Here is a 16,393-nt window from a genome sequence, read left to right as displayed (position 1 = left end):
AACTCAACTGGGGAGGACACGTGAGCGTCGGCAACGAGCAGATCGTCGGGTACTGGGTCGAGCACGAGATCGACCTGGCCATCGACTGGAGCGAGGCGCACGAACGGTGCTGGCGCTGCGGGTACAAGGCCGAGCTGGAGCAGTGCCCCGTCGTGCCCGCGGCACTGGGCGGCACCGACACGGCCGACAACCTGGTCCTGCTGTGCGGGCGGTGCCGTCGCGAGGCCCCCAGCCACCAGGACCCGCAGTACCTGTGGAGGTGGCTGCGGGCGACGTCCGTCTCGTCCTACGACACCTACTGGACGATGCGCGGCTGGAAGGAGTTCGAGGTCATCTTCGGCCGCAAACCGCTGGAGTGCTTCAAGGAGGCCGAGATCGACCACCGCTCGCTGAACGCCGAATGCCGTGCGCTGGCGGCGGACGAGTTCGCGAAGACCGTCATCCACTTCGGCGAGGGGCGGCTCAACCCGTCGACGATCGCGTGCGTGATCGCGGAGATCGAGAAGAAACTGGCGGACCGCCACGGCATCGAGCTGCCGTGACGGTCCGCCGGGTGTTCGATCAGCTGCAGCCGGACGTGCTGCCGCAGCCCTCGCACAGGTAGCACGAGCCGGCCGGGCGCATCTTCGTGCCGCAGGTCATGCACAGCGGCGCGTCAGCGGCCTTGCCCAGGTGCAGCTCCAGCAGCTCGGTCGAGCTGCCCACCTGCTTCGGAGCCTCGACGGCGGCCTCGACCTGCTTCGGAGCGGCCTCCACCGAACCGCGCAGACCCTCCAGGTCCACATCGGACGACGCGGGGGCGCCGTACTCGCCGGCGACCTGCGCGGAACGCTCGTCGGCGGTGAAGATGCCGAGCTGCGCGCGCTTGTCGTACGGCAGGTAGTCGAGCGCCAGGCGGCGGAACAGGTAGTCCAGCACCGACGTCGCGATGCGCACGTCCGGGTCGTCGGTCATGCCCGCCGGCTCGAAACGCAGGTTCTGGAACTTCGAGACGTAGAACTCGAGCGGGATGCCGTACTGCAGACCCACGGAGATGGACATCGAGAACGCGTCCATCACGCCGGCCAGCGTCGAGCCCTGCTTGCCGAGCTTGACGAAGATCTCGCCGAGGCCGTTGTCCGGGTAGGAACCGGCGTGCAGGTAGCCCTCGGCGCCACCGACCGTGAATGACACGGTCTGCGACGGGCGCTTCTTCGGCAGCCGCTTGCGGACCGGGCGGTACTCGACGACCGTGTCCGACTTCTTCTCCTCAGCGGCCTTCGCGCCCTTGCCCGCCGACAACGGCTGGCCGACCTTGCAGTTGTCGCGGTAGATCGCGAGCGCCTTCAGGCCGAGCTTCCAGCCCTGGTAGTAGATCTCCTCGACGTCGGCGATCGTCGCCGTCTCCGGCATGTTGACCGTCTTGGAGATCGCGCCGGACAGGAACGGCTGCGTGGCCGCCATCATCCGCACGTGGCCCATGGGCGCGATCGAACGCTCGCCCATCGCGCAGTCGAAGACCTCGTAGTGCTCGCGGCGCAGGCCCGGCGCGTCGACGACGTGGCCGTGCTCGCCGATGAACTCGACGATCGCCTCGATCTGCTCTTCCTGGTAGCCCAACGCCTTCAGCGCGCGCGGCACCGTCTGGTTGACGATCTGCATCGAGCCGCCGCCGACGAGCTTCTTGAACTTGACCAGGGCCAGGTCCGGCTCGATACCGGTGGTGTCGCAGTCCATCATCAGGCCGATGGTGCCGGTCGGGGCCAGCACGGACGCCTGGGCGTTGCGCCAGCCGTTCTTCGCGCCGATCTCCAGCGCCTGCTGCCACGCCTCGGTCGCGACCTTGTGCACCGACGAGTCGTTCGCGTGGTAGGTGCGGATCAGGTCGTTGGCGGCGGCGTGCTTGCGCATGACGCGCTGGTGCGCCGTGGCGTTGCGCTTGTAACCGTCGTACGCGCCGACCGTGCCCGCGAGTTCCGCGGAACGGCGGTACGAGACACCGGTCATCAGCGAGGTGATGGTCGCGGCGAGCGCGCGGCCGCCCTCGGAGTCGTACGCGTGGCCGGTCGCCATCAGCAGCGCGCCGAGGTTGGCGTAGCCGATGCCGAGCTGGCGGAACTTGCGGGTGGTGTCCGCGATCGGCTCGGTCGGGAAGTCCGCGAAGCAGATCGAGATGTCCATCGCGGTGATGATCAGCTCGACGGCCTTGGCGAACGTGACGGCGTCGAAGCGGCCGTCGTCACCGAGGAACTTCATGAGGTTCAGCGACGCGAGGTTGCAGCTCGAGTTGTCGAGGTGCATGTACTCCGAACACGGGTTGGACGCGGTGATGCGACCCGACTCGGGGCAGGTGTGCCAGTCGTTGATCGTGTCGTCGTACTGGATGCCGGGGTCGGCGCACTCCCACGCGGCCTTCGCGAGCTTGCCGAACAGCTCCTTGGCGTCGACGCGCTCGATGACCTCGCCGGTCTGCCGGCCGCGCAGGCCGAAGTCGCCGCCGCTCTCGTAGGCGTGCATGAACTCGTCCGACACGCGGATGGAGTTGTTCGCGTTCTGGTACTGCACCGACACGATGTCCGCGCCGCCGAGGTCCATGTCGAACCCGGCGTCGCGCAGCGCGCGGATCTTGTCCTCTTCGCGCGCCTTGGTCTCGATGAACTCCACGACGTCCGGGTGGTCGACGTCGAGGACGACCATCTTGGCCGCGCGGCGGGTGGCGCCACCGGACTTGATGGTGCCCGCGGACGCGTCGGCGCCGCGCATGAACGACACCGGGCCGGACGCGGTGCCGCCGGAGGACAGCAGCTCCTTGGACGACCGGATGCGCGAGAGGTTCAGGCCGGCACCGGAGCCGCCCTTGAAGATCAGGCCCTCCTCGCGGTACCAGTTCAGGATCGACTCCATGGTGTCGTCGACCGCGAGGATGAAGCACGCGCTGACCTGCTGCGGCGAGCTCGTGCCGACGTTGAACCACACCGGCGAGTTGAAGCTGAACACCTGGTGCAGAAGCATGTAGGTGAGCTCGTGCTCGAAGATCTCCGCGTCCTGCTCGGAGCCGAAGTAGCCGTGCTCCTTGCCCGCGCCCACGTAGGTCTTCACGACGCGGTCGATCAGCTGGCGCAGCGACTGCTCGCGCACCTCGCTGCCGACGGCACCGCGGAAGTACTTGCTGGTGACGATGTTGGTGGCGTTCACCGACCAGGAAGCGGGGAACTCGACGCCGCGCTGCTCGAAGTTCACCGAGCCGTCGCGCCAGTTCGTCATGACGACGTCGCGGCGTTCCCAGGTGACCTCGTCGTAGGGGTGGCGGCCCTCGGTGGTGTAGACGCGCTGGACCTTCAGCGCGGCAGGCTTGGCAGCCGCCCGTGCGGCTGTCTTCTTGGCTGAGCCGCCGACGGTCTCGGTCACGGTGGATCTCCCTCGTGCTGGTGCTTCGAAAGTTGTTGTCAGCACGCGCTTTCACGCGTGTAGATCACTGCTCGGCCGGTGCTTCCTCGGCCCGCGCAGTGCGAAGATCAAGAATTTCCTTCTCGAAGTCCTCGACGGACGAGAAGGATCTGTAAACGCTCGCGAAGCGCAGATATGCGACCTCGTCGAGTTCACGCAAGGGGCCGAGAATGGCGAGGCCCACCTCGTGACTGGCGATTTCCGCGCAACCCGTCGACCGGATCGACTCTTCCACTCGCTGGGCGAGCTGCTGGAACGCGTCCTCGTCGACCGGGCGGCCCTGGCACGCCCTGCGCACGCCGACGACAACCTTGTCGCGGCTGAACGGCTCCGTCACCCCGGAGCGCTTGACCACGGCGAGAACCGCTTCTTCGACCGTGGTGAACCTGCGGCTGCAGCTGTTGCAGGAGCGACGGCGACGGATCACCTGCCCCTCGTCGACCTCGCGGGAATCGACCACCCGTGAGTCCGAATGACGGCAAAACGGACACCGCACGCCTGTTCACCCCTCCCCGGCGCAGCACCCGTCGCAGCAGTCACACAGGGTCGGGGTTACCCACAACCTGTGGACTACTTACAACGGTGTAACCACTAGATGTAGGGGTAGAACCTAGATCGCAACGCAAGAGGTTGCAACTCGACACGGCGTGTCGGGCGACACTCGGATGGAGGAATCCTGGGTGAACTGCGGCTACTACGCACCGGCATCGGCACGTGACCCTCGCGCAACCTCCGAGGCGACCCTCGCGTGATAATCCTGTGACGTGTCACTCGGGTGGCGCAACGACAGAGGGAGATCATCTTGGGGGCTGGGGTGAAGAGGGCGGCGATGCTTGCCCTGCTGGTGGTCGCGAGCGGCGCACCGGCACCTGCGGCACAGGCCGTCACGCTGTCCGTGACCGCGAAGTGCACGGAGGGAGACTTCAGCGGCAAGTTCACGCTGCGGTACGACCGCGGCACCGAGTACCGGCTCGTGAGGGGCACGGGCGCGGCCGGTCCGTACATCGCCGACTCCGGCGTGATGGGCGTCAAGGTCTACCACCGCGTGGGCTCCACGCAGACCGCGATGCTGGAGCGGACGAAGTCCGGCCTGAAGTCGGACGAGGTCGGCGAGGTGGCCGTCAACGGCACGAGGGTGCCCATCTCGGGGCGTGCCTGGCTCGAGGTGAAGTTCTCCGACCGCGGTGGCGCGAAGTGCACCGGCGTAGCGAACCTGCGCTGAGGTATCTGCTGCTCGGACCGGTCACGGTCCTCGGTCCGGCCGGGCCAGTGCGCCCGGCCGGACCGAAACAGGCGTCGGTGCTGGCGGCGCTGCTGCTCAGCCCCGGCCGGGTCGTGCCGGAGGACCGGCTGATCGACCTGACCTGGGGTGAGCAGGCGCCGCGCAGCGCCCGCGGGCGGCTGCAGGTGCACGTGTCGGACCTGCGCAAGCTGCTCGGCGCCGACGTGATCACGCGCGGTGCGTCCGGCTACTCGATCGAGGTCGCGCCCGGCGAACGCGACCTCGACCTGGTCGACGACGCCGTCGCCCACGCGAGGATCCTGACCGGTGAGGCCGCCATCGCACGGCTGCGCGAGGCACTCGCGTTGTGGACGGGCACGCCGCTGGACGGCGTGAGTGACGAGCTGGCCGAACTGGAACGCCCGGCGCTGGTCGAGCGACGGCTCGCGATCGTCGAGGAACTGCACGAGCTCCAGATCGCCGAAGGTCACCACGCGGAAGCGGCCGGCGGGCTGCGCAAGCTCGTCGACGAGCACCCGTATCGCGAACGGCTGCGCGCCGCGCTGATGCTCGCGCTGCACCGGTGCGGACGGACGGCCGAGGCGCTGGAGGTCTACTCGCAGGGGCACGACCTGCTGGCGTCCGAGCTCGGCATCGAGCCGGGACAGGCGTTGCGAGACGCACAGCTGCGCGTTCTGCGCGGCGAGGATCAAGCTCCCGCCCAGGCTTTCACCGAGGTGCGACCGGCCGAACTCCCTTTGGCCGCACGGGGTTTCGCGGGCCGCACCGCCGAGCTGGCCGCGCTGGAGGACGGCGAGGACGGCGTGTGGCTGATCACCGGCACCGCCGGGGTCGGCAAGACCGCGCTCGCCGTGCGGTGGGCGCACGCGGCGCGCGACCGCTACCCCGACGGGCAGCTGTACGTGAACCTGCGCGGGTTCGACGCCGACGACGAACCGCTCAGCCCGACCGCCGCGCTGGCGCGGCTGCTGCGCGCGCTCGGCGCCACACCGTCCGAATCGGACGACCAAAGTGGACTTTTCCGGTCGCTGCTCGCGGACCGGAAATCGTTGGTGGTGCTGGACAACGCGCGCGATGCCGCTCAGGTGCTGCCGCTCCTGCCGTCGTCCGGCCGCGTGCTCGTGACCAGCAGGCACCGGCTGGGCGATCTGGTCGCCCGCACCGGTGCCCGCACGATCACCCTGGCACAGCTGCCGGAACAGGACTCGCACGCGCTGCTCGTCGCGGCGCTCGGCGCGGACCGCGTGGCGGCCGAACCCGTTGCCGCGGCCGAGCTCGCCGACGTGTGCGGGCACCACCCGCTGGCGTTGCGCATCGCCGCGGCCAACGTGGGCACGAGCATCGGAGCCAGAAACATCGAGTCAGCGGTCGCGGAGCTGCGCGCCGACCCGCTGCTCGCCTTCGACGGCGCGGAGCAGAGCGCGGTCGCCGCGGCGTTCTCCGTTTCCTACCAAGCACTTCCCGCCGACCAGCAGCGGCTGTTCCGGCTGCTCGGGGTCGTCCCGGGACCGGACTTCACGCCGTACGAGGCGGCCGCGCTGCTCGGTACCGGCGCCGCCGCGGCGACCCGGTTGCTGCGGGGTCTGAGTGCCGCGAACCTGGTCGAGGCGCATGCGCCGGGCCGTTACCGGTTCCACGACCTGGTGCGTCACTACGCCGAGGAGCGTTCGGGCACCGAGGAGACCACGCCCGCGTGGGAGAGGTTGTTCGCCGGTTACCTCGCGACTGCCGACGCGGCCGTGGCGGAGCTGGGCAAGCGGGTCGTGTCGCTCCCCCGCGACGACGAACCGGCCGAAAGCCCTGTGCGGTTCGCGAACAAAGCGGAAGCCGTGGCGTGGCTGGACGTCGAGGCGCCCAACCTGGTCGCCGCGTTGCGCCGGGCCGCGGTGACCGGCCCCCGTCCGCAGGTCTGGTACCTGGCCGACGCGGTGCGGAGGTTCTTCCACGACCACGGCAGGCGTGCCGAGTGGCTGGAGCTCGCGTCGGTGCTGTTGCCGGCGGCCCGGCGACATGGCGCGCACGCCGCGGAAGCGTTGCTGCGCTTGACGATGGGCGGCGCCGCGTTCCGAGAGGGACGGCACACCGACGGCGTCGCGCACACCGAGGAGGCGGCGCGGGCCAGTCGCACGTGCTGCTGGCGCGAGTGCGAGGCGACGGCCGTGTCGAACCTCGGGTCGATGCTGGACTGGACGGGCAGGCTCGCCGAGGCGGTCGAGCACAGCCTGCGCGCGATCGAGCTGTTCCGCGAGCTGGGCAACCCGTCCGGCGAGAGTCACGCGTTGAACTCATTGAGCTGCCACTACCGGCAGCTCGGCAGGCTGGCCGAGGCCAGGGAGTGCCTCGACGAGTCGATCCACTTGTGCCGCAAGAACTCTCTCGCTTTCTGGGAGGCCGCCAACCTGGCGGACCTGGGTTCGGTGCTGCTGGCGCTCGGTGACGTCGCGGACGCCGAGCACACGCTCCTGCTCGCGCTGGAGTCGTTCCGCGAGCAGGGATCCCGCTTCGGTGAGGCGACCGCGCTCAGCGGGCTGAGCGCGGTGCACCTGGCCCGCGACGACCACGACACCGCCCGCCTGACCGCCGCCGAGGCGCTGGAGTGCGCCCGTCAGGACGGTGATCAGCAGGCCGAGGCGGTGGCGTTGATCGGACTGGGCCGCGCGACGTCCGAACGGGAACATCTGGTGCGGGCGTTGGAAATCGCGGCGCGGTCCGGCCTGCGCGGATCGGAGGCGGAGGCGTCCGCCGCCCTCGCCCACGTCCTCTCCGCGACCGATTCGCCGACGGCGCGGACGCATGCGACCGCCGCCCTCGACGTGGCGCGCGCGGGCGGGATGCGGCTCCTGGAGGCGGAGGCACTGCTCGCCGTCGCCGCCGTGGAGTCCGCCTCCGGGGAAAGCGCGCAGGCCGGACACGCGGTGCGGGAGGCCCTGCGCATCTGGCGCGACGCCGGACACGTCACCGGCGCCGCACGTGCGACACGCGCCCTGGAAGGCCTCACCGCGCGGTCGTGAGCGGGTTCCGCTCACAACCATGCTCAGATCAGGCTTCGTCCGTGTCGGTGTCGCAGCACTTGGGTGCGGCGTGCGCGGGAGCAGCGCTGATCGTGCTCACCGCGGGCACCACGCCGATCATCGCGCGTCTCATCGAGACGTCAGGGCGTCACCGGGGTGCTCGGTCTGCTTCGTCATGGTGCCTCCGCGCTGGTCTCGACTGTCACACCGAATGGTGGACAGGACCACTTCCGCGAGGCTTCGGTTTCGCTTCGGTCTTCTTCGCTTCGGTCTTACGGGGTGACGCCGGCCTGCTGGAGGTAGAGCACGCCGAGGGCGATGATCGTCAACGCGCTCAGCACACCGACGGCGAGAAGTTCGAGCGCGGACTCCCGCTTGGGCCGGACCTCGCACGAACTGGAGTCACGCGACGAGGGCACCGCGACCGGGCGCGGCTTGGTCGCCGGGCGCCGCGGCATGACACGAGGACCCGAACGGAGTGGGCGTCCCGCTGCGACGTCCGCGTCTTCGACAACGCGCAACCGCTTCTCGACGAGCACCGCCATGACGACCTCCATCGCAGGTCAACCACCATGATCGAACAGGGGTTCGATCGAACGTCCGTGCGAATTTCTACCACGCCGAATCGCCGGACGCCACAACACGCGCCCAAATACCTCGAACAGGTGTTTGATCTGTGCAGCAAACACGACTACCGTCGACCACGAAGATCGACGGAGGCCGGAATCCCACTCGAACTGGGGGCGGCAAGGAGGACAGCGACCGTGGCAGGCAAGACGATCGACCCAGACCCCGCTCTTGCTGAGACAGAGGTAAGCGAGATCGCGGGCAACGCCGGCCTGACCCTGCGCCAGCGCAAGGTGCTCGACGTGATCCGTGACTGGGTCGACCGCTTCGGTTACCCGCCGAGCGTGCGTGAGATCGGCGAGGCCGTCGGCCTGACGTCGACCTCCTCGGTCGCGTACCAGTTGCGCGCGCTGGAGCGGAAGGGCTTCCTGCGCCGCGACGCGAACCGCCCGCGCGCGGTGGGCATGCTGCCGCCCGAGATCGATCCCGGTCTCGACCCGATGTCCAAGCCGACGCCCGCGTACGTGCCGATGGTCGGCCGCATCGCCGCCGGTGGCCCGATCCTGGCCGAGGAGTCGATCGAGGACGTGTTCCCGCTGCCGCGCGAGATCGTCGGCGAGGGCGAGCTGTTCCTGCTGCGCGTCGTCGGCGACTCGATGATCGACGCCGCGATCACCGACGGCGACTGGGTCGTGATCCGCAAGCAGCCGACCGCGGACCAGGGCGAGATCGTCGCCGCCATGATCGACGGCGAGGCGACGGTGAAGACGTTCAAGCGCAAGGACGGCCACGTGTGGCTGATGCCGCACAACCCGGCCTACCAGCCGATCAACGGCGACGAGGCCACCATTCTCGGCAAGGTCGTCACGGTGTTGCGGCGTCTTCCGTAGCTTTCTCGCAGGCCCGTTTCTTCTTCTCGAAGAAGTCGAGCCACTTCTTCCTGGTGGACTCCATGTCCACCACGACGAACGCGAAGAACTGGCCCATGTCCTTGAGGCGTGCACCCACTGGCGTGTCGAGCCCGAAGATCTCGGCACCGTCCAGTGCGGTGTGCGCCCACACGGAGTTGCGTTCGGCGCTGGACAGCCACGCTCGGTACCAGAGGTCGTCGTCCAGGAAGTAGCGCATGCGCTTGCCGTCGCGCTCGCTGCGCAACAACCCGAGGTTCTGCAGGTAGGCCGTCGAACGCGACACAGTGCCGGGGCTGACCGACAGCCTGAGCACGAGCTCGGTCGCGGACAGACTGCCCTTGTCGACCATGAAGACCTCGGCCAGAATCCGCGCGGCCGTCTTCGGTATGCCGGTCTGCGCGAACGACGTGACGAGCCTCAGGTGGAACTCCTGCACCTCGCCCGGACTGCGCCCGAACGAGTACGCCTCTTCGTCGACGTCGAGATCGTCCACAGCGGGCAGCCGGCGCATCGCCCGCTCGCTCGCCGCCCGGTGCGCGGCACCCGGCCGGTAGTTGTTGTGGCCCCCGTTGCGGACCACCTCGCGCTGGATCGTGGACGCCGGCCTTTGCAACCGCCTCCCGATTTCGGAGTAGCCCAGCCCATCCCACAGGAACTGGGCGATGAGCTGCCGTTCCTCTTCGTCTAGCCGCTTACCAGGCACAACCCCATCGTGCCTTGCGCGTCAAGCCATTGCAATGAGTCTTTTGACTTCGTCCGCAAACGTTTTTAGCTTGCAAGAAGGGGAAAGACCTCGTTGCAAGGGGGAGGCAATGCCACTCAGTCCGATGACGTACCCGGACGGGCACGTCGGCTGGCGCGCGCACGACCACGCGACCGTGCGCGCCGTGCTCGCGGACCACCGTTTCAGCGTCAGGCCGGACCTGATGCACAACCCGTTCGGCCCCGGCAGCCCCGGCGACGCGCCGCCGTCGCCGCCCGGCGTGTTCACCGACCACGACCCGCCGGACCACACCCGCTACCGCGGCAAGCTGACCGGTCAGTTCACCGTCCGCCGCATGCGGCTGCTCGCCGAGCGGCTCGAAGCGATCACGGCCGAGCACCTGGACGCACTCGCGGCGCAGGGCTCGCCCGCGGACCTCGTCGAGCACTTCGCGGTGCCGGTGCCGGGCCTGATGATCTGCGAGCTGTTGGGCGTCCCGTACGAACGCCGCACGGAGTTCCAACAGGACGCGATGGTGCTGACCGGTGGCAGCGGCGCCGAGGCTGGCGAGGCCGCGGCGATGTTCGCCGCGTTCGACCGGCTTCAGCGGTTCATGCTGGAAATGGTGGCCGCCAAGCACACCGATCCGACCGACGACCTGCTCAGCGACCTCGTCAACTCCGGAAGCGACCTGACCGACGACGAGATGGCCGCGATGGGCATGGCGTTGCTCGGCGGCGGCCTCGACACGACGACGAACATGTTGTCGCTCGGCACGCTGGAACTCATGCGTTCGTCGGCGAGGGTGGACGCGCTGCTGGCGAATCCCGACGCCGCCGTCGAGGAGCTCCTGCGATATATCAGTCTGACGCCGGCGACCGCCCGCACCGCGTTGGACGACGTCGAGGTCGACGGCGTCCTCGTGCGCAAGGGCGACACCGTGTTCGTCGAGCTGGGCTCGGCCAACCGCGACCCGGCGCGCTACGCCGACCCCGACGTCCTCGACCTGGCTCGCGGCACGACCGGGCACGTCGCGTTCGGCCACGGCATCCACCAGTGCATCGGCCAGCACCTCGCTCGGATCGAGCTGAAGATCGCCTTCCCCGGTCTCTTCACCCGGTTCCCCAAGCTGCGCCTGGCCGTACCGGAGGACGAGCTGCCGCACCGCGCGAGCCTGGTGATCGGCGGCCTGGAACGCCTGCCCGTCGCCTGGGACTAGCCACCCGAAACCGATATATCAGTTCGCCGCAGCCTGCCCGTTCACCCTTAGCAATGAGTCTTTTGACGACGAAGTCCAAAGACTCATTGCTAAGGGGCAGGTCAGCGGGGGCTCGGGAAAGTCGAGAAAGCGCTTGGGCTGGGTCAGGCGCGGCGGCGGAAGCGGAGGCCGATGACGAGGGCGGCGATGAGGACGAGGCCGCCGAGGGTCAGAGCCAGGGGCCAGTTCTGCCACGACGAGCTCGACGAGTCCGCGGGCGCGGAGGACTGGGGCTGGTCGGCGGCCGGAGGGGGTGCCGTGGTCGTCGGCGCCGGTGGCTGGGCCAGGGCGGCGGCGCCTGCCACGGCGCGGATCGGGGTGCCGGCGCCTTCGGAGGCCGAGAGCAGGGTGCCGTCCGGGTCGAAGGCGATGGCTTCGCCCTGGGGTTCGTTCGGCAGGGGGACGCGGACCGGGTCGCCGGAGAGAGCTTTGACTATCGCGTCTTTGGGATCCCCGTCGGGGACCGGGTACAGGTAAGCGTCAGTGTAGGTGCGCAGGGCGATGACGGAGCCGTCGGACATGGCGGCCGCGCCGGTCACCAGGCGCGAGTCGAGGGTGCCTTCCAGGGGGCCGCCTGGGGTGTCGGTCGTCGACAGCGACACGCGTGCCACCTGCTCCAACGGGACTGATATATCGGTTCGGAGCGGGGCTGTGGGGCGATATACCAGTGCGGAGCCCAGGGGTTCCTTGGTGACGATGTACGGGGTGCCGGACTTGTCGATGAACAAGGCCTCGGCGTCGTGTTTGCCGTCCGGGTACGTGACGCGGTACCGCTCCACGGCGCCTGAAGGTGAGACCTTGTGCAGGGCGACCGTGGAGCGGGACTTGTTGTTGTCGCCGGTGTCGGAGGCCCAGAGGGTGCCGTCCGGCGTCATCGCGAGGTCTTCGACGTCGTAGGGGTCGACGGGCGCGGTGATCGTGCGTGTCACCACGCAGTCGCGGCCCATGACCTGGATGCGCAGCGTGCCGTTGTCGCTGTCGCTGACGGCGAAGAACTGCTTGCCGTCGGACGTGAGCCCGGAGAGCTCCTGCATGGCTACCGGGCACACGTCCACCGGCGGAGGCGGGATCAAGCAGGCGTCCCGTTCGTCGCGAACTCCTCGAGCACGCCGGCGAGGTCCGGGCGCACGCGAGCACTGAGCAACGTGCCCGACTCCGTGTGCTTCTCGGACAGCACCTCGCCGTCGCGGTGCACGCGGGCGACGACCTCGCCACGCGCGTACGGCACGAGGGCCTCGACGACGACCTCGGGGCGTGGCATCAGCTCGGCGATGCGGACCCGCAGCTCCTCGATGCCGAGGCCCGAGTGCGCCGACACGAACGACGCGTCCGGGAACAGGTGCCGCAGCCGGGCCAGGCCCAGGTCGCCCACGGCGTCGATCTTGTTCACGACGAGCAGCTCGCGCGGCATCGGCGTGCCGGTCTCCTCGTTGATCTCGGAGATGACCTCGCGCACGGCGCTGACCTGCTTCTCCGGCATGCCGTCGGAGCCGTCGACCACGTGTACGAGCAGGTCGGCCTGGCCGACCTCCTCCAGCGTGGAGCGGAACGCCTCGACCAGCTGGTGCGGCAGGTGCCGGACGAAGCCGACCGTGTCCGTCAGCGTGTACGGCAGGCCCTCGGGCGTCACCGCGCGGCGTGTCGTCGGGTCGAGGGTGGCGAACAGCGCGTCCTCCACCAGGACACCGGCGCCCGTCAGCGCGTTGAGCAGCGAGGACTTGCCCGCGTTCGTGTAGCCCGCGATGGCGATGCTCGGGATCTCGTTCGCCGTGCGGCGGCCCCGCTTGGTCTCGCGGATGACGCCGATCGCGGCGATCTCGCGGCGCAGCTTGGCGATGCGCGCACGGATCCGGCGGCGGTCGGTCTCGATCTTGGTTTCACCAGGACCGCGCAGACCCACACCGCCGTTGCCGCCGCCGGCACGACCACCGGCCTGCCTCGACAACGTCTCACCCCAGCCGCGCAGGCGCGGCATCAGGTACTGCAGCTGGGCCAGCTCGACCTGTGCCTTGCCCTCTTTGGACCGCGCGTGCTGCGCGAAGATGTCCAGGATGAGCGCGGTGCGGTCGATGACCTTGACCTTGAGCTTCTCCTCCAGCTGACGCAGCTGGCCTGGCGAGAGCTCACCGTCGCAGATCACGGTGTCCGCGCCGGTCGCCTGCACCACGTCGCGCAGCTCGGAGACCTTGCCTGAACCGATGTACGTCGCGGCGTCCGGCTTGTCGCGCCGCTGCACCACGCCCTCGAGCACCTCGGAACCAGCGGTTTCCGCGAGGCGGGCGAGCTCTGCCATCGAGGCGTCGGAGTCCGCAGCCGTGCCCTCGGTCCACACCCCGACGAGCACGACCCGCTCCAGGCGAAGCTGCCGGTACTCGACCTCGGTGATGTCCTCGAGCTCGGTGGACAACCCGGCGACACGACGCAACGCGGCACGTTCGACGCGTTCGTAGTCACCCGTCGAGAAGTCGTCTTCTTCCCACGTCGAGTCGAACTCGGGGTCGAACTCTGTGCTCTGGATGTTTTCCGTCATTTGCCCTTCATCGTCCCATGGACCGTCAGTCCCCCGGATACACCGCGAGGTAGATCGCCACACGGGGAACATCCGGCTTGACCGGTTGTGCGGCCAGCTCATCCATCAACGACGAGAGCCGCTGCTTTAGTTCCTCGGGGTCGACCGTGACGACCAGGCGGCTCTGATCCACGTTCTCGAGCCCGATGTCGGCAACCTCGCCGAGGAAAGCGTGCAGCATCGCCTCACCGACGGCGACCGCATTTTCGCTGTTGTCGAGCTGCCACGACAGTCCGGTCGACCGATAGGGGATTTCTTTCGCACCCCGGTTGCCCGCGCGTGGTGGCATCGCCTCCAGGAATCCGGCGGCGACGAGCTTGCGGACGTGGTGCAGCGTCGTGGCCGGGTCCTTGCCGAGCCGCTGCGCCAGCTCCTTGTTGGTGAGCGGGCGGTCGAACGTCATGCGGATCATCCTCAGCCGCAGGTCAGAGCTGAGGGCCGCGGCTTCTTCCGTCGTCGCGGGACGGCGCTTGCGCGAGAGGGGCACGAACCCAGTCTAAGTGATTGACAGTTTCCAATCACTCGGCGCAGACTCGTCGGCATGGCGCTTTGGGGGCACCCTGACTTCCGCCGGCTCTGGGTCGGCGACACGATCAGCCAGTTCGGCGCGAACGTCGGCATGACGGTGATCCCGCTGCTCGCGGTGGGTGTGCTGAACGCGACACCGTTCGAGATGGGTCTGCTGGCCGCGGCGAGCACGATCGCGTTCCTGCTGATCGGACTGCCCGCGGGCGTCTGGGTCGACCGGATGCGCCGCAAACCGCTGATGATCGCGATGGACGTCGCCCGCGCCGCGCTGATGGTGAGCGTGCCCGTCGCGTGGTGGCTGGGCCTGCTCGACCTGCCGCAGCTGATCGTCGTGAGTCTCGCGGTGGGCGTGTGCACGGTGTTCTTCGACGTCGCCTACCAGTCGTACCTGCCCTCACTGGTCGGTCGCGGCCAGCTCGTCGAGGGCAACTCGAAGCTGCAGGCCAGCCTGTCGGTCGCGGAGGTGTCGGGACCCGCGATCGGCGGTTACGCGGCACAGTTCCTCGGCGCGGCCAACGGCGTGCTCGCGACCGGGCTCGGCTACCTGAGCTCCGCGTTCTTCCTGGTCCGGATCAAGACCGTGGAGCCTGCGCCGGAACGTCACCCCGACCCTCATCTGCGCCGCGAGATCGCGGAGGGGCTGCGGTTCGTCTTCGGCAACGTCACCCTGCGCATGATCGTGGCCTGCACCGGCACGTCGAACTTCTTCCACGGCATCCAGAACGCCGTGTTGGTGCTGTTCCTGCTGCAGACCGTCGGACTGAGCGAGGGCACGGCCGGGCTGGTGCTCAGCGCGGGCGGCGTCGGCGGAGTGCTCGGCGCGGCGTTCGCGTACCGGATCGGCGTACTGGTCGGACAGGCCAGGATGATCTGGCTCATCCCCCTGCTGACCTGGCCGTTCACCCTGGCGCTGCCGTTCGTCTCGGACGGCTGGGGCCTGGTGCTGCCGATGGCCGGCCTCGCGGTGAACGTGTTCGGGATCGTCGTCTACAACGTCGGCCAGGTGAGCTACCGGCAGGCGATCTGCCCCGACCACCTGCTGGGCCGGATGAACGCCTCGATCCGCTGGGTGGTGTGGGGCACGACGCCACTGGGCGCACTGCTGGGCGGCGGGCTCGGTTCGTGGATCGGCATCGTGCCGACGCTGTGGGTCTCGGTGCTCGGCTCGGTGCTCGGGATGGTGTGGCTGCTGCTCTCCCCGTTGCGGTCTATGCGTGACCTGCCGGCCACGTCTAGCGTCGAGGCCCATGGCTGACACCACGGTGCTGCGGGACGGTCTTCACTTCGGCGAGGGACCGCGACGCGGCCCCGACGGTCGCCTCTACTACTCCGACTTCTACGCGGGCGAAGTGCACGCACTCGACCTCGCGACGGGCGAGGACGAGGTCGTCGTCGCCTTCGACGGCCAGCCCTCAGGTCTCGGCTGGCTGCCCGACGGACGCCTGCTGGTCGTCTCGATGCTCGACCGCACGGTGCGGCGCCTTGAGGGCGGTAACTCAAAGGACGGGGACCTGGTCCTGCACGCCGATATATCGGATATCGCGACCTTCCACGCCAACGACATGCTCGTTGACGGCGAGGGCCGCGCGTACGTCGGCAACTTCGGCTTCGACCTGCACGGCCTGATCGACGAGGTTGGCATCCCGCGGCTGCTCGAACCGGACTTCGACCCTCCGGGCGCCGCGCTCGCGCTCGTCCAGCCCGACGGCCCAGAAGGCGTCACCGTTTCCGTCGTCGCCGAGGACCTCAAGTTCCCGAACGGCATGGCTCTGTTGCCCGACCCGACGGGCGAGGCTGAATCCACTTCTGGGAGCGGCACCATGTTGGTCGTCGCCGAGACCCTTGCGTTCAGGCTGACTTCGTTTTCGGTCGACCGAAACGGATCGTTGCAAAACCGCAGGGTGTGGGCCGACGTGAAGGAGTTCGGGATCGCGCCGGACGGGATCGCGGGCGACGGGGACGGCGTGTGGGTGGCGCCGGCGTTGCAGGCGGCGGTGTTCCGGGTGACCGAGGGCGGGAAGATCACGCACCGGGTCGAGACGACGCAGACGTGCTTCGCCGTCGCCGTCGTCGACGACAAGCTCGTGTGCTTGACGGCGCCGGATTCGAACCCGAGCGTGGTCAAGCCCGAGAGGCTCGGGAAGGTCGAGGTCTACGAGCTCGGCTGATATATCGGA

General features: G+C 68.9%; 14 protein-coding genes. 7 read left to right on the top strand and 7 right to left on the bottom strand.

Annotated elements, in window-relative coordinates; all coding sequences use genetic code 11:
- Nucleotides 1-20: 20 nt before the first annotated feature.
- Nucleotides 21-542, top strand: a complete 522-nt coding sequence (locus tag G7043_RS29000; protein ID WP_166050857.1) for an HNH endonuclease — start codon at nucleotides 21-23, stop codon at nucleotides 540-542.
- 19 nt (nucleotides 543-561) lie between these two features.
- On the opposite strand, the gene G7043_RS28995 is transcribed toward G7043_RS29000, so the two are convergent.
- Entirely contained in the window at nucleotides 562-3,387 is a 2,826-nt protein-coding gene (locus tag G7043_RS28995; RefSeq protein ID WP_166050855.1) for a vitamin B12-dependent ribonucleotide reductase, read from the bottom strand.
- 64 nt (nucleotides 3,388-3,451) lie between these two features.
- Complete coding sequence (gene nrdR, locus G7043_RS28990; protein ID WP_030464916.1) at nucleotides 3,452-3,922, bottom strand: transcriptional regulator NrdR; 471 nt, start codon at nucleotides 3,920-3,922, stop codon at nucleotides 3,452-3,454.
- Nucleotides 3,923-4,228: 306 nt separating this feature from the next.
- Between nrdR and G7043_RS28985 the strand changes: the two genes are divergently transcribed.
- Together G7043_RS28985 and G7043_RS28980 are read left to right on the top strand one after the other, a co-directional pair.
- A complete protein-coding gene (locus G7043_RS28985) occupies nucleotides 4,229-4,648 on the top strand; it encodes a hypothetical protein (RefSeq protein ID WP_166050853.1) in 420 nt (139 codons plus the stop codon).
- Complete coding sequence (locus G7043_RS28980; RefSeq protein WP_313888126.1) at nucleotides 4,621-7,680, top strand: AfsR/SARP family transcriptional regulator; 3,060 nt, start codon at nucleotides 4,621-4,623, stop codon at nucleotides 7,678-7,680. Before G7043_RS28985 ends, G7043_RS28980 begins: the two co-directional genes overlap by 28 nt.
- Nucleotides 7,681-7,952: 272 nt before the next feature.
- Here the strand turns inward: G7043_RS28980 and G7043_RS28975 are convergent, their stop codons facing one another.
- On the bottom strand, nucleotides 7,953-8,237 hold the full coding sequence (locus tag G7043_RS28975) for a hypothetical protein (protein ID WP_166050851.1): 285 nt from the start codon (nucleotides 8,235-8,237) through the stop codon (nucleotides 7,953-7,955).
- Between the two features lie 222 nt (nucleotides 8,238-8,459).
- On the opposite strand from G7043_RS28975, the gene lexA reads away from it, so the two are divergent.
- Nucleotides 8,460-9,137, top strand: coding sequence for a transcriptional repressor LexA (gene lexA, locus G7043_RS28970; RefSeq protein WP_313888140.1), 678 nt, complete (start codon nucleotides 8,460-8,462; stop codon nucleotides 9,135-9,137).
- Here lexA and G7043_RS28965 read toward each other — a convergent pair.
- Entirely contained in the window at nucleotides 9,112-9,861 is a 750-nt protein-coding gene (locus tag G7043_RS28965) for a GbsR/MarR family transcriptional regulator (protein WP_166050848.1), read from the bottom strand. The genes lexA and G7043_RS28965 overlap by 26 nt on opposite strands.
- Before the next feature lie 109 nt (nucleotides 9,862-9,970).
- Here G7043_RS28965 and G7043_RS28960 point away from each other — a divergent pair, with 109 nt between their 5' ends.
- Nucleotides 9,971-11,080: a cytochrome P450 gene (locus G7043_RS28960; RefSeq protein WP_242642747.1), complete on the top strand. Its 1,110-nt coding sequence runs from the start codon at nucleotides 9,971-9,973 to the stop codon at nucleotides 11,078-11,080.
- A 143-nt stretch (nucleotides 11,081-11,223) separates the two neighbouring features.
- Here the strand turns inward: G7043_RS28960 and G7043_RS28955 are convergent, their stop codons facing one another.
- The 3 genes from G7043_RS28955 to G7043_RS28945 are packed head-to-tail and all read right to left on the bottom strand — an operon-like array spanning nucleotide 11,224 to nucleotide 14,175.
- Nucleotides 11,224-12,192, bottom strand: a complete 969-nt coding sequence (locus G7043_RS28955; RefSeq protein ID WP_166050846.1) for an esterase-like activity of phytase family protein — start codon at nucleotides 12,190-12,192, stop codon at nucleotides 11,224-11,226.
- Complete coding sequence (hflX, locus tag G7043_RS28950; protein WP_166050844.1) at nucleotides 12,189-13,649, bottom strand: GTPase HflX; 1,461 nt, start codon at nucleotides 13,647-13,649, stop codon at nucleotides 12,189-12,191. Before hflX ends, G7043_RS28955 begins: the two co-directional genes overlap by 4 nt.
- 25 nt (nucleotides 13,650-13,674) lie before the next feature.
- Nucleotides 13,675-14,175 (bottom strand): ArsR/SmtB family transcription factor, encoded by a 501-nt coding sequence (locus tag G7043_RS28945; protein ID WP_313888125.1) that lies wholly within the window; start codon nucleotides 14,173-14,175, stop codon nucleotides 13,675-13,677.
- A gap of 54 nt (nucleotides 14,176-14,229) precedes the next feature.
- On the opposite strand from G7043_RS28945, the gene G7043_RS28940 reads away from it, so the two are divergent.
- Together G7043_RS28940 and G7043_RS28935 are read left to right on the top strand one after the other, a co-directional pair.
- A complete protein-coding gene (locus tag G7043_RS28940) occupies nucleotides 14,230-15,471 on the top strand; it encodes an MFS transporter (protein WP_166050842.1) in 1,242 nt (413 codons plus the stop codon).
- Nucleotides 15,464-16,384: an SMP-30/gluconolactonase/LRE family protein gene (locus G7043_RS28935; protein ID WP_166050840.1), complete on the top strand. Its 921-nt coding sequence runs from the start codon at nucleotides 15,464-15,466 to the stop codon at nucleotides 16,382-16,384. Before G7043_RS28940 ends, G7043_RS28935 begins: the two co-directional genes overlap by 8 nt.
- Nucleotides 16,385-16,393: the final 9 nt, after the last annotated feature.

Origin of the sequence: Lentzea alba (assembly GCF_011067745.1) — a bacterium.
Taxonomy (GTDB): Bacteria; Actinomycetota; Actinomycetes; order Mycobacteriales; family Pseudonocardiaceae; genus Lentzea; species Lentzea alba.
The sequence above is the reverse complement of the archived record's forward strand: the minus strand, read 5'-3'. Positions and strand labels throughout refer to the sequence as shown.